The following is a 26,054-nucleotide window of genomic DNA, read 5'->3' as shown; positions in this document are numbered from 1 at the left end:
ACCGCTTATCGCCCCCGCAGCATATCGCCTCACGCGAAACAGGCAACCCATGCACCACACACGTGCCGGAGAAGCACTGGGGTAACGCACCCGCGACCCAGGCAATCTCAACGACCGAGAAGCCGACTCCACCTGGGCTATGGGTGTGCGTTGTACCAGTCGATCATCTTCTTGGGATGGTCGGCGAAGTAGGTGTAGCCATGATGGCGGATCACGGTATCGCCTATCCAGAACATTTCCTTGTCCACGGCGGGAATGGCGTCGTATATCGCTTGGACGTCAACTTCACGGGTCATGAGGTCGTCGCGGACTTGCACGACGAGGGTTGGGATGGTGACTGCGGTCGCGTAGCGGGTCATGTCGTAGTCGTCGACCTCGAAGCTGGTCAGAAGTTGGATGGCGGTTTCGAAGTGTCCGATGGCCTCAGGTGCTCCCATGGCTTCCAAAGCGCGTTCGGCGAAGCTGCGGCCGGTCAGTGGCTGGATGGCGATCATCGAGCGCACGCCGTCGAACTCTGCCGGTTTATGGGCCATGGCAACGAAGGTGGAGTCGGCGCCGATGCACATGCTCTGCAGCGAGATCGCCATGTCTTTGGTGTCAGGGCGCGATCGGATGTATCGCAGGGAGCCGATGACGTCGCGCCATTCGATCAGTCCGGTGGCGCAGATGCCGCCGGCCCCGGACGAGCTGAGGCCGTGGTTGCGCAGGTCGTATGCCAACACGTTGTAGCCGGCCTCGTGCAGGGCCTTGTACTTGGGCAGGAAGTCGACCTCGACGCCGTTGGAGCTGTTCCAGCCCTCCAGGTGGCCCGGGTAACCCTGCCGATTGGCCGGGCCGAAGTGGTTGCAGATCACGACGCGTTCGGAGTCGGCGGGAATCAGCCATCCCTCCAATACGGTGCCATCGAGGGCAGGAAAGAAGATGTCCTCGTAGTCGAGGCCAACGCTGTCGGGACGTTTCAGGATCGGGGTTCGTTCGGGGAACGCCAGGCCACGTGCGACCATCTCAGCGATCTGGGCTCCTGTGGGTGCTGCGGTGTCGGTCATTGCGGTCCTCCCGTTACGGCATGAGCGTTTGAAACGTCTTGTCGTACACGCAGTCAGTGGACGGCGAGCGAATCATCAGCGGTCTGCTGATGCCTGCGATCGATTTCGTTTCGCTACGCGACGGCAATATTGGTGCCTGGCAGGGTCACAGGCGGTCTACCCCCTCGGCTGTCGGCATGCACATGGCCAGCTGACCCGCCATCATTAAAATGTACGTCACAGTCAGTCAGATTCGGAACGGCAAAGAAGCAAGGGGGATCGCCATGAAGTGGACCGCGGCCGACGTGCCCGATCAGTCCGGCAGGGTCGTCATCATCACCGGCTCCAACACTGGCCTCGGCTACGAGACCGCAGCCGTTCTCGCCGCCAGGGGCGCCCATGTCGTATTGGCGGTGCGCAACCTCGAGAAGGGCAAGCAAGCGGCCGACCGCATCAAGACGGCTATTCCTGACGCCAGCGTCACGCTGCAGCAACTCGACCTCACCTCGCTGGAGAACATCCATGAGGCCGCCGAGGAGCTGCGCGCCAACCATCCGCGCATCGATTTGCTGATCAACAACGCGGGCGTCATGTGGACCCCCAAGGCCACCACGAAAGACGGCTTCGAGTTGCAGTTCGGCACCAACCACCTCGGTCACTTCGCGTTCACCGGCCAGCTGCTCGAGAACATGCTGTCGGTCGAGGGGTCGCGTGTGGTGACGATCAGCAGCCTGGGTCATCGGATCCGCGCCAAAATTCACTTCGACGACCTGCAGTTGGAGCGAAACTACAACAGGGTGGACGCCTACGGACAGGCCAAACTGGCCAACCTGATGTTCACCTACGAACTGGCGCGCCGGCTCCAGGACAAGGACGCCCAGACGATCGCGGTGGCTGCTCACCCCGGCGGCTCCAACACCGAGCTCACCCGCAACATTCCGGGCATCGTCAGGCCACCTCTCGAGTTTCTGTCAGGACTGGTGGCGCAGAGCGCAGCCATGGGTGCGCTGCCGACGTTGCGCGCGGCAACCGATCCCAGTGTGCGAAACGGCCAGTACTACGGCCCGGATGGCTTTCGCGAGATGCGTGGCCACCCGAAACTCGTTGAATCCAGCGCACAATCACACGATACTGACATCCAGCGCCGACTCTGGGACGCCTCCGAAGAGCTGACCGACGTCACCTTCCCGGTGTAGTAGCGCGATCTACCGAAGGGCGCGCCGCAGGTTGCCGCACTCGCCACGGTATGCACCTTCCTCGGGAAGATCTCACAATGGTGAGGGGGACCACGGCTATTGCCGCGGAACACGGCATGACATGGTGAGGAGCTCGGGAAATGCAGGTCGAAAATGCTGTCTACCCCAGCGTTGAACGCATCGGGGCGCTGAGTGCGGTGGTGTCCGATGAGCCGGTCGTGATGCTCAACCTACTCAGGTTTCGTGACAAGGCGGTCTACAGCGATGGCCGCTCGACAACACTGACCGGGCGTGAGGCGTACCAGATATACGCCACTGCGATGCAGAAGGTCGTCGAGGAGAACGGCGGCAGGTTTGTGTTTCTCGGACAGATCACCTCGTTGGTGATCGGCGACGTCGAAGATATGTGGGACGTCTGTGGCCTGGTCGAATACCCCTCAGCTGCAGACTTCGTCCGTATCGCCACATTGCCTGAGGTTGCTGAGATCGGCGTCCACCGAACCGCCGGCCTCGAAGGCCAATTGCTGATACGTGTGAACCAGGCGTGACGCTGGTTGTTGAAGTTGTTCGAAGCTGACTGTCACAACTGAAACGGAACTCGCGGACTGTGGCAGCGCGGGATCCTGCGAACGCGCATACGCCGGGAGCGCGAGCGCGGCCGACGCATGACCCATCCATGCGGCGATGTCCTCGATCTGCCCGATTGCGCCGCCGTACCGCTCTTTTCACAGGGCAGTGTCTGTCATCGAGCCGCCGATGATTCTGGAATCGCCCGAATCGGCCCGGCCCGATGGCCGCCACCGCTACGATCCCTAGAACGCTCCATCTGAGCGCTCGAGACTTTGGGGGAAGACTGCAGAATGCTTGATCGCTCGGCCATGTTCGTGCGCACTCCAATCCTGTTGACGCCCAGTGTAGCTGCTACCGTCCACAACAAACTCGACCGAGACGGCGACGGCGTCACACGCGAATGATCACGCCTGTCCACTCAAAGGATCTCCCTGAGAACGGCATTGGCTGTTGCGATTCCAGCAAATGCTGTAATCGCAACACGTTCGGAATAACGGACACCCTGTCCACCAACCATCGAACATCAGGAGTTAATCGTGAAGAAACGTGTCACCACCATGGCTGCCGCTGCCGGACTGCTCGCCGGTATCACTGCTGTCTCGGCTCCGACAGCTCAGGCACTCCCAACAGTCTCCGGATCGCAGGTGCGTTACGTGTTCTGTAGCGACAACCAGTTCGGCAATGAATTGACGTACTACGACAACTTCGGCATGCGGGAGCTTGGGAACGTCACCCTGTCCGAAAACGTTGGCGGTTCCCGTTTCTGCGAAACCATAACCGAGCGCATCGATCCCGGCTCTTACGTCTGGTCGTCGATCAGCAACGACAACTCGCCCTACGTTTACGCCGCAATCTACAGCGTCTCCATTCCGCTCTTCTCGGGAAGTACCGGAGCCCCGCCGCAGGACTCCCTGATTGCGCGGGACGAGAGCTATGACAGCTATGGCGGACTCAACTTCGCATTTGCGTTCTAACCCAGGCACCGGCTCGTGCTTCGAGATCACCACCGTCAAGAGGCGCGGGTGGACGCGATAGGCCTGCGACATAACAGTCCCCGTGTTTTGATCCGCCGATAGGCCGAACCACGCTCGCTCTTGCCGCTCCCATCGCGTTCGTCCTCGCCGGGTGCGGATCGTCGAGTTGACTCAGGGAGTCACGCAGAAACCTCGAGAAGGTAGCCAGATCGGCAACCCGCGCGGTGACCTCGCTCAAGCGAGTGGCTATCAGAGGACGCAGCGTCGCACGTACTTCGGCGCAGGGAAGGTGCTCCCACACCACCAGCAACTCACGGATCTCGTCGAGCGAGAGCCCGACCTGTTTCGCCGCCTGTATGAACGCCCCCGTCTGTCCGTCCATCGTGATTCGCCTCCCTTCGGGTATTTCGTGGTCATTCGCTTTCATGCGTGGGCCTCGACGGGTAGGCCGGCCAGGCGCCACCCGAGCATGCCTTCGTCGAGTCGCTGGATGCTGCGCCCTGTTTCGCGTGCGATGCGCACCGCGTCCGGCGCCATGACGCAGTACGCCCCTCGGCAATAGGCGACGACATCGTGTCCCGCGGGGAGGTCGTCAAGACGGTCGGCGAGATCTGCGAGTGGGAGGTTGATCGAACCGGGGATGTGGCCGGCGTCGTACTCCTCGTGGGGCCGAACGTCGACGATGGTGATCTCGCCGGCGTCGCGGCGCCGGATCAGCTCGTCGCGGGTGATGGCGTCGTCCGGGGACCCGAGTACGGCTGCGGCCGCGACGGCGACGTCGGCAAGATGCGCCTCGGCGACGGTCTGGACCAGTGCGAACAACCGCGCCACATCGCGGCCGGCGAGTCGGTAGATCTGGCGGGTGCCGTCGCGTCGCGACACGAGCAGCCCGCTGGCTTTCAGTGCTTGCAGGTTCGCGGACGCGGTCGTGACGTTCATGCCGGTGGCTGTGGCGATGGATTCGACGGTGCGCTCACCCTGTGCGAGGAGGTCGAGTATCTGCAACCGGCCCCCGTGGCCGAGGGCTTTGCCGACTCGGGCGATCTGATCGTAGAGAGCTTTTCTGCGGTCCGGCACGTCATCCACCTTGATTCTCCAATATCTCATGGAATATTGTAGTCGTATCGCTCCGTGCCCGCGATCACATGTCCACAGACGCTATGTACCTGGGGAAACCGGTGAAATAACTCTTCGTTCTCAACGATCCGCCCTACGGCACCGAGCGGACATTCAACGGGATCCGATGGGGCCGTCAGATGCTCGAAGCCGATCCGCTCAACGAGGTCCGCGTATTCAACTCCGCGGACGCAGTCATCTCGGTCAGCGCCGGGCAGACGGTCCCGAACGGGTACTAACCAGACACCTCGGATACGACGCACCCGACACTCGATTCACCGGGCTCGGCGGATGCTACGTCGAGATCGGCGGCGGCATGGCCGCCAAGGGGGAGGGCGACTTCCTGGCCACTCCCGCACCGCGAGTGACACTGCACGGGCCCAGCGCCGACTTCCACGCCGAGAAGGAAGCCCAGGAACGTGAGTGGCTCTCGCGCTGGAACACCCGCGCCTGACCCGAGGAGCCGAACCGTGCGGGTGCATCAGTTCAGGTGCAGCCCGCGGGCCGCCCCGGGCGCGGAACGCGCACGCGTTGACGCCGAGTCTTGCCGATGTCTGCTGATCGAGATCGCTGGGGAGTTGATCCTGGTCGACACCGGCGCCGACTGCCGTCCCGATATCGAGTGTGGGCCGGCGAAGACCGCCGAGTACCACGTCCGCCGTCTGGGGTTCTGGCCGCACGAGGTCGACCACATCCTCATCAACGACCACCTCGACGGCGCAGGCACGTCCGGCCTCGGCGAATTTCCCTGCGCGACCGTGCACGGGTGCACACCGTCGGGCGCGTCGAAGAACGAGCCCGAACCGACCGTGGGAGGACGACATGCCCCGCCTCGACTTCGATGAGATCACCAGCTCGGTTGCACCTACCGGCGACCGGCCGGTCTATCTCGACTACCAGGCCACCACTCCCGTCGATCCACGCGTCGTCGACGCTATGCTTCCCTATCTGACAACGGAGTTCGGCAATCCCTCGAGCGGCCACAGCTACGGTCTGGCCGCGAAGGCTGCACTCGACAACGCCCGCGATGACGTCGCGCACCTCGTCGGCGCCCGCACCGAGGAGATCGTCTTCACCGCCTCCGGAACCGAGAGCAATCACCTCGCGCTGACCGGCACTGCTCACACACTACGAGCCGAGGGACGCGGACACCACATCGTCATCAGCGCCATCGAACACCCCGCCACCCAGGCCACCTGCGACCGGCTGAGCCAGGAAGGCTTCGAGATCAACCGGATACCCGTCGAACCCGACGGGCGGATCGCCCCGAAGCATTCGCCCGTGCGCTCCGTCCGGACACGGCGCTCGCCTCGATCATGCTGGCGAACAACGAGATCGGAACGATCCAACCGATCGCACAGATATCCGAGCTCACCCGCGAACGAGAAATCGTGCTCCACACCGACGCCGCGCAAGGCCCCGCGACCGTCCCGGTCGACGTCGACGCGCTGGGCGTGGACCTGCTCACCCTCGTCGGCCACAAGATGTATGCGCCGAAAGGGGTTGCAACACTCTACGTGCGTGCGGGAGCGCCGATACCGCAACCGCAACTCGTCGGAGGCGGCCAAGAGCGGGGACTGCGCGCATCGACCGAGAACGTGGCGGGCATCGTCGCTCTCGGCGCGGCCGCGCGCATCGCGCGAATCTCCCAACCGGGCGACGCGGCGCGCATCCGCAGCCTTCGGGACGGGTTGCTCCGAGGCCTCGAAGAAGCGCTCCCAGGTCTCACCGTCAACGGATCACTCACGCACAGGCTTCCGGGTAACCTCAGCCTGACCGTGCCGGGTGTGTCGGCGGCAGATCTCATGGCCGGCGCGCGTGGCCTGGCTTTCTCGGCCGGAAGCGCCTGTCACAGCGCCGACCCGACGCCGTCGCCCGTTCTGGCGGCGATCGGCCTGACCGGCGATCAGGCGTCGCGCACCATCCGGCTCGGTATCGGCCGCTACACCACGATCGCAGACATCACCGCCGCCAGGGCCCAACTGATCTGCCGCACAGCGGTCAGCCATTCGATCCTGACGAGATGCGCCCCGGGCAGGAGACGGGTCACCGGCTCTGCCCGGGGTGCATCGACGCCTGCGGGAATCCCGATCAGGCTGCGGCTCTGCTCTGTCCACGCCGGGCCCAGAACAACACGGGAATGAGGATCAGCGCCAGGATTCCGCCGCCGAGAGATAGCGTCGAGTAGTCCGTCGCCGACATCACCACACCCGACATGGCGCCGCCGCCTGCGCCGGCGAGGGCGATCGCGACGTCGACCGTGCCCTGGGTCCGGGGCCGGTTCTCGGGGACGGTGGCGTCGACGACCAGCGCGGTTCCGGAGATCAGGCCGAAGTTCCAGCCGATGCCCAGCAGTGCGAGCGCCACTATGAGCAGGGCGAGTGAATCGCCAGGAGCGAGCGCGGCGGTGACGCCGGCCAGCAGCAGGGTCACGCCCGCCGCCGCGGCCATCGGGAGCCGTCCGATCTTGTCGACAAGCATGCCGGTCACCAGCGACGGCAGATACATTGCGCCCACGTGGATACCGATCACGAGGCCGACCTCGCCGAGGCCATGGTGGTGGGCGCGCATGTGCACGGGCGTCATCGTCATGATCGCGATCATCGCGACCTGGGTGAGGACCATGACGGTGGCTCCGACGTACGCGCCCGCGCCGACCTTGGCGGTGATAGTGCCCGAGGTGGCCGTGACGGGGGCGTTCAGCTCGATCCGGCGCGCCAGCACGAACGGGTCCGGTCGCAGCAACGCGAACAGGGCCGTGCCGGCCGCGAGATAGGCGAATGCGGCGAGGAGGAACGGGCCCGACAGCGCCGGCAGGCCGAGGGACGTCGCAACGTCACCGAGCGGCTCGACGAGATTCGGTCCGGCTACCGCGCCGAGGGTCGTGGAGACCATCGCGACACTGATGGCGGTGCCCCGCCGCGATTCGGGTGCGAGATCGGTTCCGGCATAACGTGCCTGCAGGTTGGTGGCGGTACCGGCTCCGTAGACGAACAGCGAGACGAACAACAGCGGCACGTTGTCGGCCACCGCGGCCAGCACGACGCCGATGGCGCCGACACCGCCGGCGCCGAACCCCAACCCGAGGCCGACCCTCCGGCCACGCGCTTGGGTGATGCGACCGACCAGGAAGGCTGCCAGCGCCGACCCGAGAGTGAACAACGCGGTGGGCAGACCCGCCAGACTGTCCGAGCCGAGCATCTCCTGCGCCAGGAGTGCACCGACCGTGATCCCCGCCGCGAGTCCGGCGCCGCCGAGGACCTGACTCACGACGACGACGATCAGGGTGCGCTTCTGGACGCGGCGGCGTTCGGCCTCGTCCGGGACCGCTACCTCCGCGACGTGTGCGTCACAACGCGACACCAAGGTCGACCTCCTTGGTCCCGCGCCACTCGATGACACCCTCGTCCATGGCCTTGGCATCGATGCCGCGGTCACACAGCCACCGAGCAGCTTCCCGCGCCAGCCTGCAGAATTCGCCTCGGCAGTACAGAACCACTTCCGCGCCGACCGGGATCTCGCCGAACCGATCCTCGAGCTCGTCCAGTGGGATCGAGATCGCGCCGGGGAAGTGCCCGGCGTCGAACTCCTCGCGGGGGCGGACGTCGACGACGGTCATCTCGGACGTCACCGCCGACCGGTCGATCGTCAGCGTGTACGGTCCACCCACAGGCTCCATGTACTCGACCAGCGATTGCCGCAGGTCCGGATACCTTTGGAGCCCGACTCGTTTGGCCGCCAGATACAGCTCGGCGACTTCGTCACCGGCGAGGCGGTAGTAGATCGTCGTCCGCTCTCGTCGCGTCCTGACCAGTCCGGTCTGCTTCATCGTCTGCAGGTGCGCCGAGACCGTCGTCATGCCCATCCCCGACATCCGAGCCAGTGCCTCGACCGAGTGCTCACCCTGGGCGAGCAACTCGATCAACTCCAACCTGCGGCCGTTGGCCATCGCCTTGACGACCTTCGCAAGGGATTCGAACACGGACGATTTGTCCGCTCCTCCCGTATTCCCGAAATCCATGGAATAGGAACTTATCACTAGTCGGCTGCGCAAGCGAGTTGGACGGGAACGTCGACCTCGAGCGGTCCCGCCTGCGTGTACACGCCTCAGCAACCGCAGCGCCCAGGGCATCGTCGAGGGAAGCACGAAGAATCGCACAGCGCGCGAGGTACCAGCACCGGCTTTTCTGCTCGAGTTCCTCGTCGATGAGATTGAAGGCAAAGCGGGCGATGCCCTGGTGTTCCCAGGACGTGCGGGCGGGTTTCTACCCCTTGGTGAATTGCGTTGGCAGTTCGACAAGGCCACGAAGGCGGCCGGTCTGTCTGGACTCGTACCACACGAGCTGCGTCACACGGCCGCGTCGCTGGCAATTGCAGCAGGTGCGAACGTCAAGGTTGTACAGCGGATGCTCGGACACAAGACGGCCACGCTGACGCTGGACCGCTACGGCCACCTGTTCCCCGACGACCTGGACGCGGTAGCGCAGTCTCTAGATACTGCGTACCGACTGCGTACCGAGGCGATCGAAACGGGTGTCGCCGATCTCCGAATAGTTCGCTGAGCTGCGAAACGGCTGTGCCCCCAGTGGGATTCGAACCCACACTGTGCGGATTTTAAGTCCGCTGCCTCTGCCAATTGGGCTATAGGGGCCATCGGTCGCAGTCTGTCAGACCCCGCGACCATGCGCAGATCACAATAGCTCAGCAGATCGACAACGCGATTCCATCGAGTATGTCGTGCTCGCTCACGACGAGGTGATCGATTCCGGCCTTCTTTTCCAAAGCCTCTGCCAATGCCAGGGTCACGATGGCACCGCCGCCGATCACGTCGGCCCGTCCCGGGTGCATCGGTCCGAGCGCTGACCTTTCCGCATGAGTCATGGCGATCAGAGATTCACAGACCTCGCGCAGCCGTTGGAAGGTGATGCGGGAGAGATGCACCTGCTCGGCGTCGTACTCGGGCATGCCCAAGCCGAGGGCGGCGATCGTGGTCATCGTTCCGGCAACCCCCACCCATGTGTGCGCTTGCTCGACCGGCACCCGGGCGAAGGCCTCGGCCAGACGTTCCTCAGCGAAGGCGCGCGCCTCTTCGACCTGGGCGCGCGTGGGCGGGTCGTCGTGGAGGCAGCGTTCAGTGATCCGTACACATCCGATGTCGGTGGAGAAGGCCGCATGGACGCCGGATTCGTCGCCCAGTACAACTTCGGTGGACCCCCCACCGAGGTCGACGACCACGAACGGACCCTGCGCGGCATCCAGTTCCCCGACGGCACCGGTGAATGACAGCCGCGCTTCCTCGTCGCCGGTGATCACCTCGGCTCCGACTCCGGCGATCACCGCCCCCAGCACGTCGCGGGTCATCGAGAAGAAATCTTCCCGGTTGGACGCGTCGCGGGTTGCGGACGTGGCGACCATGCGGGCGGCTGTGGCGCCGGCGTCGGCGATCATGTTGGCATACTCGCTCAACGCGATTCGCGTGCGCTCGATCGCTTCGGGTGCCATACGTCCGGTGGCGTCCACACCCTGTCCCAGCCGGACCACACGCATCTCACGATGCACGTCATGCAATACACCGTGATCGTCCACATCGGCGATGAGCAGGCGAAGGGAGTTCGTACCGCAGTCGACGGCAGCTACCCGACTCACTGTTCGGCGCTCTCGGCATCGTCGATGCCAGGCCAATCGGCAGGAATCGCTGTTCCCCTCAACTTTCCTCCCGCCGACGAGGCAGCCAGCGCCACCGACTCGTCGCCCAACGGATTGACACCCGGTCCCTTTGCGAGTGAATGAGCCATCAGCACGTGCAGGCACTTGACACGTTCCGGCATTCCTCCACCGGTGAAGTTCGTGCCGAGTGGCTCGATGGCGTCACGCTCGGCGAGATACGCCTCGTGGGCACGAAGATACGCGGCCGCGAGATCCGGATCCTTCGTGAGGCGTTCGGTCATTTCCCGCATCACACCGGCGGACTCCTGCCTGCTGGCCTCCGCGGTCAGCCGCGGATCCGTGAGGTAGTACAGCGTCGGAAACGGCGTGCCGTCAGGAAGTTTCGGCGCAGTCTTCACAACGCCGGGCGTGCCGTCTGGACTGCGATACGCGATTTCGAGCACCCCACGTGGTTCGCGCCCCAGCTGGGCCGCGACAGCGTCGAGGTCTTCCTGCGACACTGGGCTGGACTGGTCGGACGAAGTGGTCACCCGGTGGGTTCTCCTGGTTCTAGCGGTAGCGGAGGCGCGTCTGGTGGCGCCGGGGCCGGCTCCACCTCCGGTGCCGCCGGGGGTTCTGAAATGGTGTGCCACAAGTCGGAGTACCAGGGGCCCGACGTTGCGGGATCCTCCTCCTCCGGCTTCTCCGGCTCTTTGTAGTCGCCGGGCAGTTGCACCTGGAACGGTGTCTCTCCAGGGTTGACCCAACGGAGTCGGCTGCGAGCCTCCGCTGCAATGTAGACCGGATCGGAATAGCGCTCCCGGAGAATCCGAAGGTCGTTCAGTTCATCTTCGAGTTGAACCCGTTCCGCTGCAAGGCGATCCGCTTCACCGCGCTGTGTGAGATAGGTGCGAAGCGGAACCGCGAGAGTAAGCGCGAGCAGCAGCACGACTACCACAAGGATCAGTGCCTGGCTGGTCGACAATCCGAGGATCGTGTTCGCGGACCGAGAACTACGTTTCCCTCCGGTCGTGCCTACCCTCTTCTGGGGCGCACGACCTGAGAGCACTTTGCCGGTGTCCGAGCCGCCGACTTTGTTCGGCTTGCCGTCGGCTCGTTCTCTCGATGTCGACTTGGCAGAGCGGGAGCGGCGGCCACCGGAAGCGCTGTCCGCACGACGTCCGCGCGAGCGTTCACCACGCCGAGACCCCCGACCGCCCGGACTTGATCCGGACGGTCGCGGCTTACCGCGCTGTGCCACCTACCCCCACACCCCTTACGTCGACCGTCAGCCTTCGAACGCGAACCGAGGGAAGGCAACCTCCCCTGCATAGCGGGCAGCGTCGCCCAGGTTCTCCTCGATACGCAGAAGCTGGTTGTACTTCGCGACTCGCTCGCTGCGCGCCGGCGCGCCCGTCTTGATCTGGCCGCTGCCCACCGCCACCGCGAGGTCGGCGATGGTGGTGTCCTCAGTTTCGCCGGAGCGGTGGCTCATCATGGTCTTGTAGCCGTTGCGGTGCGCGAGATCGACGGCGTCGAGGGTCTCGGTGAGCGTACCGATCTGGTTGACCTTCACCAGCAGCGCGTTGGCGGCACCCTTTACGATGCCCTCCTCCAAACGCTCGGGATTGGTGACGAACAGGTCGTCGCCAACAAGCTGGATCTTGCCACCGATCTGATCGGTCAGCGCCACCCAGCCCTCCCAGTCGTCCTCGTCCAGCGGATCCTCGATGGACACGAGCGGGTATGCGTCGATCAGTTCGGAGTAGAAATCCGCCATCTGCGCGGCGGTTCGATCCGCACCTTCGAACTTGTAGCCGGCGCCCTTGGTGTGAAACTCGGTTGCCGCGACATCGAGTGCCAGCGCGACGTCGGTTCCCAGAGTCAGGCCGGTCTTGCCGATGGCGACACTGATCAGGTCTAGGGCTTCCCTGGTGCCCGCGACATCCGGAGCGAAGCCGCCCTCGTCACCGAGTCCGGTGGCCAGGCCCTTCTCCTTCAGCACGGACTTGAGGGCGTGGTAGACCTCGGCACCCCACCGCAGCGACTCCCGGAAAGTGACGGCACCGACGGGGGCGACCATGAACTCCTGGACGTCGACACCTGTGTCGGCATGGGCGCCACCGTTGAGGATGTTCATCATCGGGACGGGCAGTACGTGGGCGTTGGGTCCGCCGATGTAACGGAACAGGTCGAGACCGGATGCCGTCGCCGCAGCGCGTGCCACGGCCAGCGAGGCACCCAACAGCGCGTTCGCACCGAGACGTGACTTGTCTGGAGTGCCGTCGGCGTCCAGCAGTGCCTGGTCGACGGTTCGCTGCTCCGTGGCGTCGATGCCGATGATCGCCGGGGCGATCTCGTCGAGGACGGCATTGACTGCCTTCTCGACACCCTTACCGTTGTAGCGGTCGCCACCGTCACGCAGCTCGACGGCCTCATGCTCACCGGTCGACGCACCCGACGGAACCGCCGCGCGAGCGAAACTGTCGTCGTCCAGCAGAACCTCGACCTCCACGGTTGGGTTACCGCGGGAGTCCAGGATCTCACGCGCTCCGACCTGCTCAATGATGGACACTGGCTGATTCTCCTTTTATGGGCTTCGCACTGACCGGTCCGATAGTGCCAGGACACCGGATCGTGCCTGCAAACAGCGTAACGGCACTCCGAATACGGCGCGGGATGGCACGCCCCGCCGAGGGCGATCGACGAGAGCCCTGCCCTATTTCCCATACGGCCGGGCGAACCGCGACAGCGCGGCCACGAAAGGTCACGGCCGGACACCCACGGAATACGCTGAAGCGCGATCGCGGACCAGCCGGAGGTACTCGCCCGAGTAGTTATAGGCCAGTAGAGCCGACTGCCACCCTTCTCGTGTCGTCAAGTCACCTCCGCGAGCACACAGATACAGCGCGGCGGTCAGCGACGCGTCGTCGATGCTGTCGGGGTCGGCAATCCCGTCACCGTTTGCATCGACACCCCACCTATTCCACGTCTCGGGAATGAACTGAAGCGGTCCCATCGCGCGGTCGTGCTCCGCATCCCCGTCCATCACCCCGCCGTCCGTGTCGGGAATGTCCGCCACGCCCCGGCTTCCGTTGAGAGGAACGCCCCGAATCTTCGGGGTCACTTGCCCGTCAGGACCGACCTTCGACCCTCCGAAAGTGCCGTGATCACTTTCCACACTGCCGATTCCGGCGAGCGTGGTCCACCCGATCCCGCATTCCGGCCTCACTTCCACCATCACCGCCGCTGCGTAGCCATACGCTTCGAGGGCAGTGATTCCGATGCCGATCGAATTCGCCAAGCCAGCGGCCCAGTCCCGTAATTGCTCCGCGGATCGTCCCGGCGCGTTGATGTCGATCGGCGGGATCGCAGCACCACGCCCCGGAGGGATTCCTTCAGGTATCGCGATCCGCGGTTGCCGGTCCAGCGAACACGCACCATAAGCGAGAACTATGACAACGACTCCGGATAGGAAAGCCAACAGCGACCCTGGCCGTCGGGAACTAGGTATCGGACGCGCGGGATTCTTGGGCACCTGACCATCATCCACGCGGATGCGACAATTCTCCGGCCACCGCCTCGAGATCGTCTGGATCAATCTTGGAACCGGTTGCAAGGTGGTCGCTGCGATCGAGTTCGCGTGGATGACCTCCGTCGACGTCACTTGGGACGGGCACTCGACAACGAGCGACCACTGACAGAAATTGCCCTGCAAGCCTGCGAAGGCCAAATACGACGGACCGCTACATTTCAATCAACGAGAGCGGATATGCGAAGTTCCGCCTGCCTCACGAAGGCCAGTGCTTGACCCAGTCGGCCCCTCGCAGAACATGTTTTCCTTGTGCACGAGCAGAATCTTCGGCCGCCCTGATCCGCGACATGAACGACCGGGTGGCGGCGCGCAGCGCTGCCTCGGTCTCCGCCTCCGCTAGCAGTCCGTGCTCCAGTTCGGCCGGCATCAACTCCTGCGGCAAGCCGGCCTTGTTGGCGCGGGCGACGACCTTGGCTGCGAGGGACGCGGCAGGCTGACTCGACGCGATGCCGTCGAGGCACGAACGCCGCGCCTTCTCTGCGGCCTTGCGAATCTCCCAAGCCCGCTCCTGTTCGGCGATGTCGATCGGCCCGACGACATCCCTACCGAGATGGGGACTGCGGTGCGCAAGCTTCGCAACAAGTGCCGCGGCCACATCGTCGACGTCGAAAGTGTCGGCCGCCGCCGCGATACGTGAGTGAAACAGCACCTGGAGCAGAAGGTCACCCAACTCTTCTCGGAGGCCATCCGAGTCGGCGGATTCGATGGCGTCGAGCAGTTCGTACGTCTCCTCCACGAGGTAGTGCGACAGTGTGCGGTGTGTCTGCGTGACTTCCCAACCGCCGTAGCTCCACAATCGATCCATCACCTCGGCGGCCTCGACAAGATTGTCGCCCGCAACCTTCGGTGCCGCGACGATCTGGGCCCCTGCCTCGACCCGCGCGCGGACTTCAGGATGACTGGAATCGGTAGAGAGCAAAACATTCGCTCCGGGAACGAATTTCAACAATCGGCGGACCTGCTCGGGTACCTCTGCGGTGAACTCCACACCTTCACCTACCAACCCGGCGGCCTCGATCGGGATCATCGTCGGGCGTATGGGATCGAGCAAAACCACCGTCATAAATCAAGCCTCCATAACCACGGACCCGGCCGCTTTACCGTCCAGTGCCAGCAAGAGGTCCGCAATGTACTGCACAAGTTCCAGGTCACGCACCCGATCTGCACCGATCCCGCCCGAACCGGCTCTGGGCAACGGCAACTGCACCATGCCGGTTGTGGCGCGGTAGTGGGCACTCGGATAGATGCGCTTGAGACGCAACTGCTTCGAATCCGGCAACTTCATCGGCGAGATCTTCAACTGCGTGCCGACGACCGCGACTTCCTCGAGACCGTACTCGCGACACAGCAGGCGCAGCTTTGCTACTGAAACGAGTCGCCGCAGCTCCTCGGGCAGCGGACCATAGCGGTCGACCAGTTCGTCGACCACCGCCCTGACGGCGTCGAGATCGGCCGCCGCCGCGAGCTTGCGGTAGCCCTCGAGTCGTAGTCGGTCGCTGGTGACGTAGTCGGCGGGGATGTGCGCGTCGACGGGCAGGTCGATGCGCACCTCGCGTGGCGGTTCGGTGGCATCGATCGGTTTGCCGTCCGCAGCTGCGCGGTAGGCCTCGACGGCCTCCCCGACCAATCGCACGTACAAGTCGAATCCCACACCCGCCACGTGACCGGACTGCTCGGCCCCCAACACGTTTCCGGCACCGCGAATCTCGAGATCCTTCATCGCGACCGCCATGCCGGCACCGAGATCGGAGTTCTGCGAGATGGTCGCGAGGCGATCGTAGGCCGTCTCGGTGAGCGGACTCTCGGGCGGATACAGAAAGTAGGCGTAACCGCGTTCACGACTACGCCCGACCCTGCCACGCAACTGGTGCAACTGCGAGAGCCCGAGAGAGTCCGCGCGCTCGACGATGAGGGTGTTCGCGTTGGAGATGTCCAGACCTGTTTCGATGATGGTGGTGCAAACAAGCACGTCGTAGTCACGCTCCCAGAACCCCTGCACGGTTCGCTCGAGCGTGTCTTCGTTCATCTGGCCGTGTGCCACCACAACGCGTGCTTCGGGTACGAGGTCGCGAATACGCTGGGCCGCCTTGTCGATCGAGCTGACCCGATTGTGGACGTAGAACACCTGCCCGTCTCGCAGTAGTTCACGTCGAATAGCCGCGGCGACCTGCTTGTCCGCGTAGGCGCCGACGTAGGTGAGGATTGGGTGACGCTCCTCCGGCGGGGTCAGGATCGTCGACATCTCCCGGATACCCGCCATGCTCATCTCGAGGGTTCGCGGGATAGGGGTGGCCGACATGGTCAGGACGTCCACATGGGTGCGAAGAGCCTTGATGTGTTCCTTGTGCTCGACGCCGAAACGCTGTTCCTCGTCCACGACCACGAGACCGAGATCTTTCCAGCGAACCGCGGTCTGCAGTAGCCGGTGCGTGCCGATCACCACATCGATTTCGCCGTCGGCCATGCCCTCGATGATCTCCTTGGCCTCGGCATTGTGCGTGAAGCGGGACAGCCCACGGACCTTGACCGGGAACGCCGCCATACGTTCGGCGAAGGTCTGCAAGTGCTGCTGTGCAAGGAGCGTCGTCGGTGTCAGAACCGCGACCTGCTTGCCATCCTGCACTGCCTTGAACGCGGCCCGCACCGCGATCTCGGTCTTGCCGTAGCCGACGTCACCGACGACGACGCGGTCCATCGGCACAGGCTTCTCCATGTCGGCCTTGACCTCGCTGATCACGGTCAGCTGATCCTGGGTCTCGGTGAACGCGAACGCATCCTCCATCTCCGTCTGCCACGGGGTGTCGGGACCGAATGCGTGTCCGGGGGCCGCCTGCCGCGCCGCATACAACTGCACGAGTTCGCCGGCGATCTCACGAACCGCCTTGCGCGCCTTGCGTTTGGTGTTGGTCCAATCGGAGCCGCCGAGCTTGCTGAGGGCGGGAAGCTCGCCGCCGACATACCGCGAGAGTTGGTCGAGTGCCTCCATCGGAACGAACAGACGGTCGCCTGGATGACCACGCTTACCGGCGGCGTACTCGATCACGAGATATTCGCGACGCGCGCCTCCTACGGTCCTCTCGACCATCTCCACGAATCGTCCGATTCCGTGCTGATCGTGAACGACCATATCCCCGGCGGTCAGGGCGAGCGGGTCCACCTGGTTGCGACGCTTTGCTGGCAGCCTCCTGCCGTCGCCGACCGCGACCGCCCGGTTGCCGGTGAGGTCGGCCTCGGTGACGATGACCAGGCCAGGGTTCGAGTCGTTCCCGGGCAGCACCAGTCCGTCGTGCAGCGAACCCCTCAGGACCCCGACCTGACCGCGCATGGGCTCCGATCCGGGCACGAGTTCGGTCGCAGGCACCTCTGCCTCCCGAAGTCGCTCCAGCACGCGATGCGCGGTACCTGAACCGGCAACCACGATGGCGGCGCGCCCGCCGGTCGTCAGGTGGGCCCGGAGGCTCACGAACAGTTCTGACAGCAGATCATCGGAGCCTCGTACCTGTGGCGCCGGGGTCACCGCCAGCTCCAGTTCCTCCCCGCTTCCGGAAGCGAGCGGGCTGAGGCTCCACCATCCAAGTCCGGCCGCCTCCGCAGACTCACGAACCTGGCGTAGGGAGCGGTACGCAGAGGCACCGAGGTCGATGCCGCCTCCCTTCAGTGCCGAGGTGTCGAGCGGGGCGGCACCGCCGATCGAGACCGCCGTCCATGACGCCTCCAGGAATTCCTGGCCGGTGCGGATCAGGTCGGTGGCGCGAGTCCGGATCTTCTCCGGGTCACAGAGGAGAATGTGCGCGCCGTCGGGCAGCACGTCGGTGAGCAGTTGCAGTTGTCCCGGCCGCAGTATCGGCAGCAGAGCCTCCATGCCCTCCACCGGGATGCCGCCCGACATCTTGTCGAGCATCTCGACGAGCGCGGCGTCGGCCTGGTTGTCGGTGGCGAGTTGGTTGGCGCGCTCCCGGACGTCCTCGGTGAGAAGTAGTTCGCGGCACGGCGGCGCGACCAAGGCCTCGATCTCGAGTTCGGGCAGCGAACGCTGATCGGCCACCGAGAACGCGCGTAGTTCGGTGACCTCGTCGCCCCAGAACTCGACACGGACCGGATGGTCGGCCGTGGGCGGGAACAAGTCCAGAATGCCTCCGCGGACGGCGAACTCGCCGCGCTTGCCCACCATGTCGACACGGGTATAGGCCATTTCGATGAGCCGCTGGACCAGCCCCTCGAAGTCGTGGGTGATACCCACACGCAGGATGACCGGTTCGATCTCACCGAGGCCGGGCGCCATGGGCTGGACCAGCGACCGCACCGTGGTGACGATGACTCGGAGCGGCGCTCCGTAGGTGCGGTCGTCGGGCCGCGCAAGTCTGCGCAGTACCTCCATTCGACGACCGACCGTGTCGGCACTCGGTGACAACCGCTCGTGCGGCAGCGTCTCCCAGGAAGGGAACTGTGCCACGCCGTCGCCGATCATCTCCTGCAGTTCGACGGTGAGGTCGTCGGCCTCTCGCCCAGTCGCGGTGACCAGCAGCAGGTGGGTACGCTCGGAGAGCGCCGCCGCCACGAAGGGACGTGCGGACGGGGGCGCGACGACGTCCAGATGATCTTGCCCGAGCGCGTCGGCAACCTGCGCGATGACGCCATCGCCCAACGCAATCTTCGTCAAACCTGCTAGCGGGGTGTCGACGGACGACGGCTCGGTAGCAATGAGCGGGGAAGACAACGAGACACTCCTGAGCGTGATGACGAACTGCCGGCGAACAGCTTGGGCCAGGACGAACGGCTATTTGCGGACTGAGTAAGCCTAGTCGATTTCACGCGCGGGCGAACCGGGGTCCGGATCAGTCCCGAGCCGATACGACCGGTGCCGTCACCATCGAGTTCAGTGCAGCTACGGACCCGGCAATCTCCTCGGCCATTCCGCTCCCAGGTATCGGTATGGCCCTGGACCCTCCCGGCGGCAGATGGAACCATGAGTCGACCGGTTCGAAGCCGCCGAGTTCGAGATGAACGTACTGCGCCGCTCCGTCGGTTGCGACGACGACGATCCAGTCTCCATCCCTGGTCCGCCGAGCAACCGCGGTCAGGCCGAGGGTGCGCTCCAGTGGACGCGAGAGGCCTCCGACGACGCCGCACAGGAGGTGCCAAGGCTGTTGCGCAACCAGTTACAGTTCCACCTCGAGGGATCCCGCGGCCAGCAGCTCTCCGATCTTCTCCCCAGAGACCGGGCGGCTGAACAGAAACCCCTGCGCGCGGTGACAGCCCATGTCGAGCAGTTGCCGCGCAGACTCGACGTTCTCGACGCCTTCCGCCACCAACTCGAGTCCGAAAGATTGGGCTAGCCCGACTATGGATTTGACGATCGCCCGATCCTCGGGGTTGGTGTCGAGGTTCATTACGAACCCCTTGTCGATCTTGAGAGTGCCCACCGGCAACGCCTTCAGGTGACTAAGCGAACTGAAGCCCGTTCCGAAGTCGTCGATCGCGACCTCGACATCCATCTCGTGCAGTCCTTCGAGCGCCTGACGTGTCCATGTCAGATCGCTCAGCACGGCGTTCTCGGTGATCTCCAGGCACAGCGCGCCCTTTCGAAGATCGAACTCTCTCAACGACTTCGCGACAACATCGAGGAAGTCCAGCCCACCCAACTGTCCTGGAGACACATTGACGCGAAGGCCTATGTCGAGCCCGGGTAGCTGCGACCGCCACTGAGCCCACTGTCGGCATGCGGTCCGGATCACCCAGCGACCGAGTTCCCCTGCCACGTTGGTCGCCTCGGCCACGTCGATGAACGACGCCGGTTGCAACAATCCGAGCAGCGGGTGACTCCAGCGAACCAGAGCCTCTACCCCGACTATCCGTCCAGTCCGAAGATCGATCTCCGGCTGGTACTCGAGAAACAGCGACTCGTCTGCGATGGCGGCGCGCAGACTGAGTTCGATCATGTTGCGTTTCTCGCTCTCCTCTTGCATCTCGTCGGTGAAGACACTGATCGCGTTACCGCCCTTGGTTTTCGCCACCATGACGGCCTGGTCGGCCTGACTCAGGAGTGAACTCGTAGTGGCCTGGCCGGGATACCCCGCGGCGACGCCGATGCTGACGCTACGACTGACCACCTCACGGCCCAGGTGAACACGCTCGGTCACCACGTCCCGAATGTGCCGTGCCTTCGCCTCGGCATCTTCGAGCCTGACGGAACCACCTAGCACGAGGACGAATTCGTCACCTCCAAGTCTCGCCACCAGGTCGTCGGTCGTGCTCAGGTCACGGAGCCTCTCCGCGATCTTCGAGATGAAGTCGTCGCCTGCGCCGTGGCCGAAGAAGTCGTTGAGGGGTTTCAACCGATCCAAGTCCAGGAAGAGCACCGCAATCGGACCTGGCTCGGATGAATTCAACCGGGTATCGAGGTGACGGTAGAGTGCTCGCCGGTTGCAAAGTCCGGTGAGCGAATCGTGATCGGCGGAGTGCCGCAACTGCTCCTCGACCACGATGCGCGCCTGTACCTGCGCGAGGAGGGCGGCGATCGCCTTGAGAACGTCGAGCTCCGGCGGTGTCCAGTCGCGGTCTCCGAACTTGATGAATCCGAGCGTTCCAGTCGTGATCTCCCCCGACAACAGTGGGACGGCCGCCAGCGATACTTCCGGCACGCCCGATGCCTCACGCACCCGTTCGTTGTAGTCGGGGCCCGATGCCGCTGGGCGGAAGTGAGCCACTTCCTTCTGGTGCTCGATCTGAGCGAACGTCGAATCCGCGTCCTTGAAATACACGACACCGAGGGGATCCGGGTCGGGCACGAAGGGCCTGGGCGGATATTCCGCGATCAGCACGGTTGCCCCGATCTCGTGGTCGGTGAACCGGAGAAAGCAGGTGTCGACCTCGAAATGTTCGACGAGATCCTGCAAGACGCGCGTGGCCACCGGAACGAACGAGACCGCATCGACAGGAGTGAGCCGGGACGCGACAGTCGTAACCAGCGTCTCGAGCTTCTCGGCACGCTTCTCGCTGTGCACTGATCCTTCGGCCACCATGACTACATCCGCCTTCGGGCTCGATCGGTTCGGCGCTCGCTCCGTACCGACGGACCAGGAGCATGGCTGAGTCGTAGCACCAGAACGAGACACTCACCCGGCCTCGCCCGGACCATATCGCGGAGTTCTCGCTGCAACCTCACCATCGAGGCCCCATACCGAGGTGAGAGTCGGTCAAGTTCCGTTCTTTCCACAGCGTAGAGAAACACCGGAGAAATCGGCTGGACGGCCAGTCCGAATGACTGAGCCTGGATCCACACACTTTCAGCTGCCTCCCCGCCTCGCACGTAGTCACGGGGGGTGCTGCCCGGAACCGCTATCGCGGCGATGGCGGAACTCGACACCACCCGATCCTCGGTGGACCTTCCCAAACGGTGCCCCCCGTCCTGCATACCCAAGTGTTCCATGACTTCAGGTCGACGGAGCAGCGCAAGAGTCGACAGTTCCGCAGGGTCGAGCTCGAGCGCTCGGACATCGATGCCCGTATCGACAGGGTCGGTGGGAGGCCACCGAAGCTCATCGAGCATCTCACGGTACAGAGCCGGCGTAAGAAATCGGATTCGATCCGACTCCGCCAGTACTGCGCCGATCGAAGCAATGTCGTCGGGGTCGGTTACCAGACAGAGACGGGCCCCTTCCCGCGACGCCGACTCCGCGAGAGCGCTCGTCTCGGCGTCGTCCAGTCTGCTCGGCAGCCCCAGCCTTCGATTGGTGGTGCGGTCGAGCATGTGTTCGTATCGGCTCGACAGCTCCCGGTCGTTCCGGCTGCCGAAGTTCAAGGTAGCGATCGGCCGCCCCGGTTCCGCATCGTGAAGCGTTACGCCGCCCAGCAATCCCGCGGCAGACGCTGCGATCCTGGCGTTGTAGAGCGCCGCACCCACGGCGACGCAGCTCGCGCGGTAGCCCACGTCCATGGCCGTCGTGCACTCAGGAGCAACAGACAGACTCAGCCCCTCGTTCGAAGCGATGATCTTCCACGGCTGGGCGTTACCGCCGGAAGGTGCCCGGACTGCAGCTTTCAGAATCGACTCGATGTCATCGCACGACACATCCCCCGCTGCGGACTCGGGCACCTCGGGTGGGCTGGGAAGCACAACAGGCGCAGTCGGCTCGACAAGTCCGCCCAAGGTTTCGTCCAAATCCATCCGGCACCGTCCGGACGCGAGTGGTAGTCCGAGTCCGACACGACGAACCGCCGCCGCGACTTGTGCCCCACCGAGCAGCACGTCTGCCCCCAGTTGAGGCCAAGTGGTCAGGGTCTCGCCGACCTCGATAAAGGACGCCGCCATCGTGGGAGACAACCGGTCTGCATCAAGGATCTGAAGGATCAGCGAAATCTTGTCCCGGGATTCGAGTCCCGCCAACGACTCCACGTCGAGATCCCCGATCACGCCGTGCAGGATCGCACGATCCGGTTCCTCGTCGAATCGTTCCACGTCCAGCAGACCCTTGTCGCTGGTCGCCATCACGACCGGGATGCCCAGGCGCCGAGCCTCTCGCCGAAGAGACACCTTGACGTCGAGGGAATCGCACTCGTCGACCACCACGTCGACGCCCTTCAGAAATTCGGCCACCGATTCGGTGTCCAGTCCGTCGTCCCGCAACGAGACGGCGAGGTACGGATCCATTTCGGCGATTCGACGTGCCGTACAGACCGCCTTGTTCACTCCGAGGTCGAAGACGGTGCCCGGGACCCGGTTCAGGTTGGACAACTCGAGGACGTCGAAATCTGCTAGCCGCAGCGCCCCACACGCTCCTTCCAAGGTCAGTGCCAACGCAACCGCATGACCCACACTCAGTCCGACGATCCCGACGGTCACATCTCTCAGTCGTTCTTGTTCACTCGCAGTGATCTTGTTCCGGTTTCTATCGAGCCTCAACAACCGGAACGAATTCGGACCGAGTAGACGCACCGCGGTCCTTCGCCAGGAGTAGTACACCCATACCGGCGCCTCGTTCAGCACGTCCGGACCTGGTGAAGGAACGAGGGAACGCAGAGCGGATCTCTGCTGTTCCAGTTGATCGACGAATGTCACCTCGGGGTCGCGGCGAAGACTGTCGAATACCTCCGTACCGAGGTGTTCCTCATCGAATAACACCGCGGTGTAGTCATCACAGGTCCCACTCACGAGACGCTCCGCATCTGCCGGTCGACGCTACGGACCCCGAAAGCCGCAGACACCGACGGATTCGGTCGTGACGTCTCGAGCAACAATTGAGCAAGTTGTATGAATTCGGCCCGATTTCTTCGCCTCCTGCGATCCCACCACATCAGCCGCGTCTCGTATCGATCGTCCGGATATGGCACGGGCTCAATATGCTCGGCCACCGCGCCGCCGGAGGATCGCCAGGTGGTCAAGACGTGAGCCGCAGCTGTCGCGAGCATGAATTGGACGTCGAGGAGATCCATCGCGAAGGTGGCGAAACGGCCGAGTGAAACTACCAGTTCACCGCGGCGAGGCGCCGAATCCGATACCCAGGCGCCTTTCGCCTCGACGACACCGAACGGAAGGCGATCGTCGATCATCCGCCATACAGCAGGAGCGCCCGGATCGGTCCCCCACTCGGTGATCGCGTGGGCCTGATCTGCGAACTCGTAGGGACCATGGACCCTCACGCCGGCGACGACAGACCCGTTCGCCTCGATGGCGGCGAAGAACAACGCGGTGGAGCTTCCATCGCGAATCCGGTCCAAGTCGAGGGCTTTTTCGGCACCGTACCGTCGATAGGCCGCCACCGCCCCATTCAGATACGCTGCCCACAAAGTCCATTCCTCAGCAGGTCGGGCTACGACGAAGCGACACTCCGACGGTGGATCCCACACACCCCGAGTCTGATCGAGTGAGGTTCGGGGTGGCTGTTCGCGGCTCTTGGGATACGACAACTGCTGAACAGGCATTCAATTTCCGATCAATTGTTGTGCGGCAATTCGCCGGACTCACGGGATCGAAAAGCCCCGAGAGCCGGACACCGACACTCGGCCATGGCCCCGCGGCCATCTATTTTCCGTGTTCGGCCGGAGTTTGTCACTTCGGGATTCCGCAAACTGACACAAAACAAAACCTCGAGTCGGAATATTTCCCGAATTTCGGGAAGTAAAGGGAGGAGTTCGATGTTGCCAGGGACCCAGAACAGTTCGATCAGTTCTGTACAGGTGGGCTCGATCCACCCTGTCTCCCTGCAAACTCGGATCGAATCCCCTAGTTACCGTTGAACTTCACCAGGTTGATCGCATAGAGGCATGCCCCAACCTCATACGAGGCGGGTATCATCGGCCAGTACTTGTTGCCGGTTTCCCGATAATTCGGGAACGATATTGGGCCACGAATCGAGAATCTTTCACAGACTGCGAAGTCGAAATTGCAAGGCTCGAGTCCGTAGTTGGCACGCGACAGAAACGTACTGAACTCGAATCCTTTGAACGGTGTCGCGCAGGTGCCAGTTGCGTGAAATACCTGATAGTTGTCGATGGGAAATCGCACCCCACCAGCAGAATATTTTCGCTAACGCAACAAACGACGAGAGGCGAACTGCCGAAAATACTCGAGCTTCGAAGCGTCCACCAGACCCGGAAGCATGAAGTACCAGACTCGTTCCATCCGGCGCGGAAGATCATTCAAAGCATCGGTCGCGCCCGCAACGACATAGGCGCCCATCCAGGACCCGAGCAGGAACGTCGAGAGTGCCGCCGCCGAGACCTCATCCTTCACGAGGATGTCGCCTTCCTCGACCGCCCTGGCGACAAGTTGCTCGAAACCCTGGAGCCACGTAGCCACCAGATTGCCGTTCGTGCCCTTGTAGTCGCCGATCTCATGCTGCAGTCGCAACATCGCAGCAACGATCGGATCGGAACCTGCCGCTTCGATTGCAACATAGGAAAGCGCTACCAACGCTTCCAGCGCGGGAGCGGGCCCGTCACTCACCGTGGCCATTTCGGCAGCGAGTCGAACCTGGCCCTCGTCGATCACACCGCGAGCAAGATCTTCCTTGGAACTGAAATGGAAATACAGTGCGCCCTTGGTTACACCAGACTGCTCAATGATCTCGTTGAGCCCCGCGTTGGCATAGCCGAGGCGTAAGAATACGTCGGCTGCCGCTGTAAGGACCGAAGCTCGAGTAACCTCTGCCCGAACCTGTCTCGCCATCGACTGCCTCCCAAACGAACCCCCCCGGCGGGGCGCACAATTCCCGCGAACCCTAACACCCTATAGGCTTGGCGGCGCAGGCATTAGACCACGGGTTGGGAGACCAGAACACGTTCCTTACTCCGAGGCGGGAGTCGGGTCTGTACCCAACTGTGGATCCGCTTCCAGATTGGTCAAACCGTTCCAACACAGGTTCACGAGGTGAGCGGCCACGACCTCCTTCGGCGGTGTACGTTCGTCGAGCCACCACGTCGCGGTGGTCGAGACCATCCCGACCAGCGCCTGGGCGTAGAGCAAGGCGAGATCGGGGTTGAATCCTCGGCGTTCGAAGTCGCCGGCGAGGATGTGCCCGACCTGGCCGATGGCCTCGTTCAGAAGACTCGAGTACGTGCCGTCCGGCGCCGATACCGGAGAGTCGCGGACGAGGATCCGGAACCCGTCCGTGTGTTGCTCGACATAGGTCAGCAACGCCAGAGCTACCCGTTCGACCCGGATTCGTGACCGATTCTGCGTCAGCGAGGACGTGACCATTTCGAGTAATCGCGACATCTCCCGGTCCACGACCACGGCGTAGAGCCCCTCCTTGCCCCCGAAGTGCTCGTAGACCACGGGTTTGGAGACATGCGCCCGTTGAGCGATCTCCTCGATGGACGTCGCCTCGTAGCCGCGCTCGGCGAAGAGGGCGCGCCCGATATCGATGAGTTGCTCCCGGCGTTGGGTTCCGGTCATCCGGGTCCGCACAACCCGCTCGGGGGTCGTGCCTGC

General features: G+C 63.8%; 24 protein-coding genes, 1 tRNA gene and 1 pseudogene. 8 read left to right on the top strand and 18 right to left on the bottom strand.

Features of this window, described 5'->3' with window-relative positions; all coding sequences use genetic code 11:
- Positions 1-137: 137 nt before the first annotated feature.
- Positions 138-1,046, bottom strand: a complete 909-nt coding sequence (locus tag AB0I57_RS02800) for an alpha/beta hydrolase (protein ID WP_358329502.1) — start codon at positions 1,044-1,046, stop codon at positions 138-140.
- A gap of 263 nt (positions 1,047-1,309) precedes the next feature.
- Here AB0I57_RS02800 and AB0I57_RS02795 point away from each other — a divergent pair, with 263 nt between their 5' ends.
- The 3 genes from AB0I57_RS02795 (at position 1,310) to AB0I57_RS02785 (ending at position 3,765) form a co-directional block, all read left to right on the top strand.
- Positions 1,310-2,221, top strand: a complete 912-nt coding sequence (locus AB0I57_RS02795) for an SDR family NAD(P)-dependent oxidoreductase (protein ID WP_358329499.1) — start codon at positions 1,310-1,312, stop codon at positions 2,219-2,221.
- A gap of 140 nt (positions 2,222-2,361) precedes the next feature.
- The gene (locus tag AB0I57_RS02790) at positions 2,362-2,769 is read left to right on the top strand and encodes a DUF1330 domain-containing protein (protein WP_358329496.1); all 408 of its coding nucleotides are present in this window, start codon (positions 2,362-2,364) and stop codon (positions 2,767-2,769) included.
- A 558-nt stretch (positions 2,770-3,327) separates the two neighbouring features.
- Positions 3,328-3,765, top strand: coding sequence for a hypothetical protein (locus AB0I57_RS02785; protein WP_358329493.1), 438 nt, complete (start codon positions 3,328-3,330; stop codon positions 3,763-3,765).
- Here the strand turns inward: AB0I57_RS02785 and AB0I57_RS02780 are convergent.
- Together AB0I57_RS02780 and AB0I57_RS02775 are read right to left on the bottom strand one after the other, a co-directional pair.
- Complete coding sequence (locus AB0I57_RS02780; RefSeq protein ID WP_358329490.1) at positions 3,743-4,147, bottom strand: MerR family DNA-binding protein; 405 nt, start codon at positions 4,145-4,147, stop codon at positions 3,743-3,745. The genes AB0I57_RS02785 and AB0I57_RS02780 overlap by 23 nt on opposite strands.
- Positions 4,148-4,188: 41 nt before the next feature.
- Positions 4,189-4,872: a metalloregulator ArsR/SmtB family transcription factor gene (locus AB0I57_RS02775; protein ID WP_358329487.1), complete on the bottom strand. Its 684-nt coding sequence runs from the start codon at positions 4,870-4,872 to the stop codon at positions 4,189-4,191.
- 136 nt (positions 4,873-5,008) lie between these two features.
- Here AB0I57_RS02775 and AB0I57_RS02770 point away from each other — a divergent pair, with 136 nt between their 5' ends.
- The 3 genes and pseudogenes from AB0I57_RS02770 (at position 5,009) to AB0I57_RS02760 (ending at position 7,025) form a co-directional block, all read left to right on the top strand.
- The gene (locus AB0I57_RS02770) at positions 5,009-5,335 is read left to right on the top strand and encodes a hypothetical protein (protein ID WP_358329484.1); all 327 of its coding nucleotides are present in this window, start codon (positions 5,009-5,011) and stop codon (positions 5,333-5,335) included.
- Between the two features lie 16 nt (positions 5,336-5,351).
- Positions 5,352-5,726: a hypothetical protein gene (locus AB0I57_RS02765; RefSeq protein WP_358329481.1), complete on the top strand. Its 375-nt coding sequence runs from the start codon at positions 5,352-5,354 to the stop codon at positions 5,724-5,726.
- Positions 5,704-7,025: pseudogene (locus tag AB0I57_RS02760) on the top strand (cysteine desulfurase family protein). Before AB0I57_RS02765 ends, AB0I57_RS02760 begins: the two are co-directional and overlap by 23 nt.
- On the opposite strand, the gene AB0I57_RS02755 reads toward AB0I57_RS02760, so the two are convergent.
- Positions 6,973-8,244 carry an MFS transporter gene (locus AB0I57_RS02755; RefSeq protein WP_358333079.1) on the bottom strand — a complete coding sequence of 424 codons (1,272 nt, stop codon included), beginning with the start codon at positions 8,242-8,244 and terminating at the stop codon, positions 6,973-6,975. The pseudogene AB0I57_RS02760 and the gene AB0I57_RS02755 sit on opposite strands and share 53 nt — an antisense overlap.
- The gene (locus tag AB0I57_RS02750) at positions 8,231-8,863 is read right to left on the bottom strand and encodes a metalloregulator ArsR/SmtB family transcription factor (protein WP_358329478.1); all 633 of its coding nucleotides are present in this window, start codon (positions 8,861-8,863) and stop codon (positions 8,231-8,233) included. The genes AB0I57_RS02755 and AB0I57_RS02750 overlap by 14 nt, the downstream gene beginning before the upstream one ends.
- Positions 8,864-8,915: 52 nt before the next feature.
- On the opposite strand from AB0I57_RS02750, the gene AB0I57_RS02745 reads away from it, so the two are divergent.
- Entirely contained in the window at positions 8,916-9,443 is a 528-nt protein-coding gene (locus AB0I57_RS02745) for a tyrosine-type recombinase/integrase (protein WP_358333076.1), read from the top strand.
- 15 nt (positions 9,444-9,458) lie between these two features.
- Here the strand turns inward: AB0I57_RS02745 and AB0I57_RS02740 are convergent.
- From AB0I57_RS02740 to AB0I57_RS02715, 6 genes are all read right to left on the bottom strand, one after another.
- Positions 9,459-9,532 (bottom strand) — tRNA-Leu (locus tag AB0I57_RS02740).
- Between the two features lie 50 nt (positions 9,533-9,582).
- Entirely contained in the window at positions 9,583-10,527 is a 945-nt protein-coding gene (locus AB0I57_RS02735; protein WP_358329475.1) for a Ppx/GppA phosphatase family protein, read from the bottom strand.
- Positions 10,524-11,078, bottom strand: coding sequence for a DUF501 domain-containing protein (locus AB0I57_RS02730; RefSeq protein WP_358329472.1), 555 nt, complete (start codon positions 11,076-11,078; stop codon positions 10,524-10,526). Before AB0I57_RS02730 ends, AB0I57_RS02735 begins: the two co-directional genes overlap by 4 nt.
- Positions 11,075-11,788: a septum formation initiator family protein gene (locus AB0I57_RS02725; protein ID WP_358329469.1), complete on the bottom strand. Its 714-nt coding sequence runs from the start codon at positions 11,786-11,788 to the stop codon at positions 11,075-11,077. Before AB0I57_RS02725 ends, AB0I57_RS02730 begins: the two co-directional genes overlap by 4 nt.
- 27 nt (positions 11,789-11,815) lie before the next feature.
- Entirely contained in the window at positions 11,816-13,102 is a 1,287-nt protein-coding gene (gene eno, locus AB0I57_RS02720; protein WP_358329466.1) for a phosphopyruvate hydratase, read from the bottom strand.
- Between the two features lie 192 nt (positions 13,103-13,294).
- Positions 13,295-14,065, bottom strand: coding sequence for a lytic murein transglycosylase (locus tag AB0I57_RS02715; RefSeq protein ID WP_358329463.1), 771 nt, complete (start codon positions 14,063-14,065; stop codon positions 13,295-13,297).
- Between the two features lie 19 nt (positions 14,066-14,084).
- Here AB0I57_RS02715 and AB0I57_RS02710 point away from each other — a divergent pair, with 19 nt between their 5' ends.
- The gene (locus AB0I57_RS02710; protein ID WP_358329460.1) at positions 14,085-14,228 is read left to right on the top strand and encodes a hypothetical protein; all 144 of its coding nucleotides are present in this window, start codon (positions 14,085-14,087) and stop codon (positions 14,226-14,228) included.
- A 90-nt stretch (positions 14,229-14,318) separates the two neighbouring features.
- On the opposite strand, the gene AB0I57_RS02705 is transcribed toward AB0I57_RS02710, so the two are convergent.
- The 7 genes from AB0I57_RS02705 to AB0I57_RS02675 form a co-directional block, all read right to left on the bottom strand.
- Complete coding sequence (locus AB0I57_RS02705) at positions 14,319-15,185, bottom strand: MazG family protein (RefSeq protein WP_358329457.1); 867 nt, start codon at positions 15,183-15,185, stop codon at positions 14,319-14,321.
- A 3-nt stretch (positions 15,186-15,188) separates the two neighbouring features.
- Positions 15,189-18,839 carry a transcription-repair coupling factor gene (gene mfd / locus AB0I57_RS02700; RefSeq protein ID WP_358329454.1) on the bottom strand — a complete coding sequence of 1,217 codons (3,651 nt, stop codon included), beginning with the start codon at positions 18,837-18,839 and terminating at the stop codon, positions 15,189-15,191.
- A 442-nt stretch (positions 18,840-19,281) separates the two neighbouring features.
- Entirely contained in the window at positions 19,282-21,126 is a 1,845-nt protein-coding gene (locus AB0I57_RS02695; protein WP_358333073.1) for a bifunctional diguanylate cyclase/phosphodiesterase, read from the bottom strand.
- Between the two features lie 20 nt (positions 21,127-21,146).
- Positions 21,147-23,273: an Rv1355c family protein gene (locus tag AB0I57_RS02690; RefSeq protein WP_358329451.1), complete on the bottom strand. Its 2,127-nt coding sequence runs from the start codon at positions 23,271-23,273 to the stop codon at positions 21,147-21,149.
- Positions 23,270-24,043: a hypothetical protein gene (locus tag AB0I57_RS02685; protein ID WP_358329448.1), complete on the bottom strand. Its 774-nt coding sequence runs from the start codon at positions 24,041-24,043 to the stop codon at positions 23,270-23,272. Before AB0I57_RS02685 ends, AB0I57_RS02690 begins: the two co-directional genes overlap by 4 nt.
- Positions 24,044-24,647: 604 nt before the next feature.
- Positions 24,648-25,289: a ScbR family autoregulator-binding transcription factor gene (locus AB0I57_RS02680; RefSeq protein ID WP_358329445.1), complete on the bottom strand. Its 642-nt coding sequence runs from the start codon at positions 25,287-25,289 to the stop codon at positions 24,648-24,650.
- A 117-nt stretch (positions 25,290-25,406) separates the two neighbouring features.
- Positions 25,407-26,018, bottom strand: coding sequence for a TetR/AcrR family transcriptional regulator (locus AB0I57_RS02675; protein ID WP_358333070.1), 612 nt, complete (start codon positions 26,016-26,018; stop codon positions 25,407-25,409).
- Between the last annotated feature and the right edge of the window lie 36 nt (positions 26,019-26,054).

The organism is Rhodococcus sp. NPDC049939, from assembly GCF_040656415.1.
GTDB lineage: Bacteria > Actinomycetota > Actinomycetes > Mycobacteriales > Mycobacteriaceae > Rhodococcus_F.
Note: the sequence above shows the minus strand (reverse complement) of the source record. Positions and strands in the feature narration are given on the sequence as shown.

Bases quoted from the DNA above. Each gene is read 5' to 3' on its own strand.
- AB0I57_RS02800 (WP_358329502.1), bottom strand. From the start codon at position 1,046: ATGACCGACACCGCAGCACCCACAGGAGCCCAGATCGCTGAGATGGTC.
- AB0I57_RS02795 (WP_358329499.1), top strand. From the start codon at position 1,310: ATGAAGTGGACCGCGGCCGACGTGCCCGATCAGTCCGGCAGGGTCGTC.
- AB0I57_RS02790 (WP_358329496.1), top strand. From the start codon at position 2,362: ATGCAGGTCGAAAATGCTGTCTACCCCAGCGTTGAACGCATCGGGGCG.
- AB0I57_RS02780 (WP_358329490.1), bottom strand. From the start codon at position 4,147: ATGGACGGACAGACGGGGGCGTTCATACAGGCGGCGAAACAGGTCGGG.
- AB0I57_RS02775 (WP_358329487.1), bottom strand. From the start codon at position 4,872: ATGAGATATTGGAGAATCAAGGTGGATGACGTGCCGGACCGCAGAAAA.
- AB0I57_RS02770 (WP_358329484.1), top strand. From the start codon at position 5,009: ATGGGGCCGTCAGATGCTCGAAGCCGATCCGCTCAACGAGGTCCGCGT.
- AB0I57_RS02710 (WP_358329460.1), top strand. From the start codon at position 14,085: ATGCGACAATTCTCCGGCCACCGCCTCGAGATCGTCTGGATCAATCTT.
- AB0I57_RS02705 (WP_358329457.1), bottom strand. From the start codon at position 15,185: ATGACGGTGGTTTTGCTCGATCCCATACGCCCGACGATGATCCCGATC.
- AB0I57_RS02685 (WP_358329448.1), bottom strand. From the start codon at position 24,043: ATGCCTGTTCAGCAGTTGTCGTATCCCAAGAGCCGCGAACAGCCACCC.
- AB0I57_RS02680 (WP_358329445.1), bottom strand. From the start codon at position 25,289: ATGGCGAGACAGGTTCGGGCAGAGGTTACTCGAGCTTCGGTCCTTACA.
- AB0I57_RS02675 (WP_358333070.1), bottom strand. From the start codon at position 26,018: ATGACCGGAACCCAACGCCGGGAGCAACTCATCGATATCGGGCGCGCC.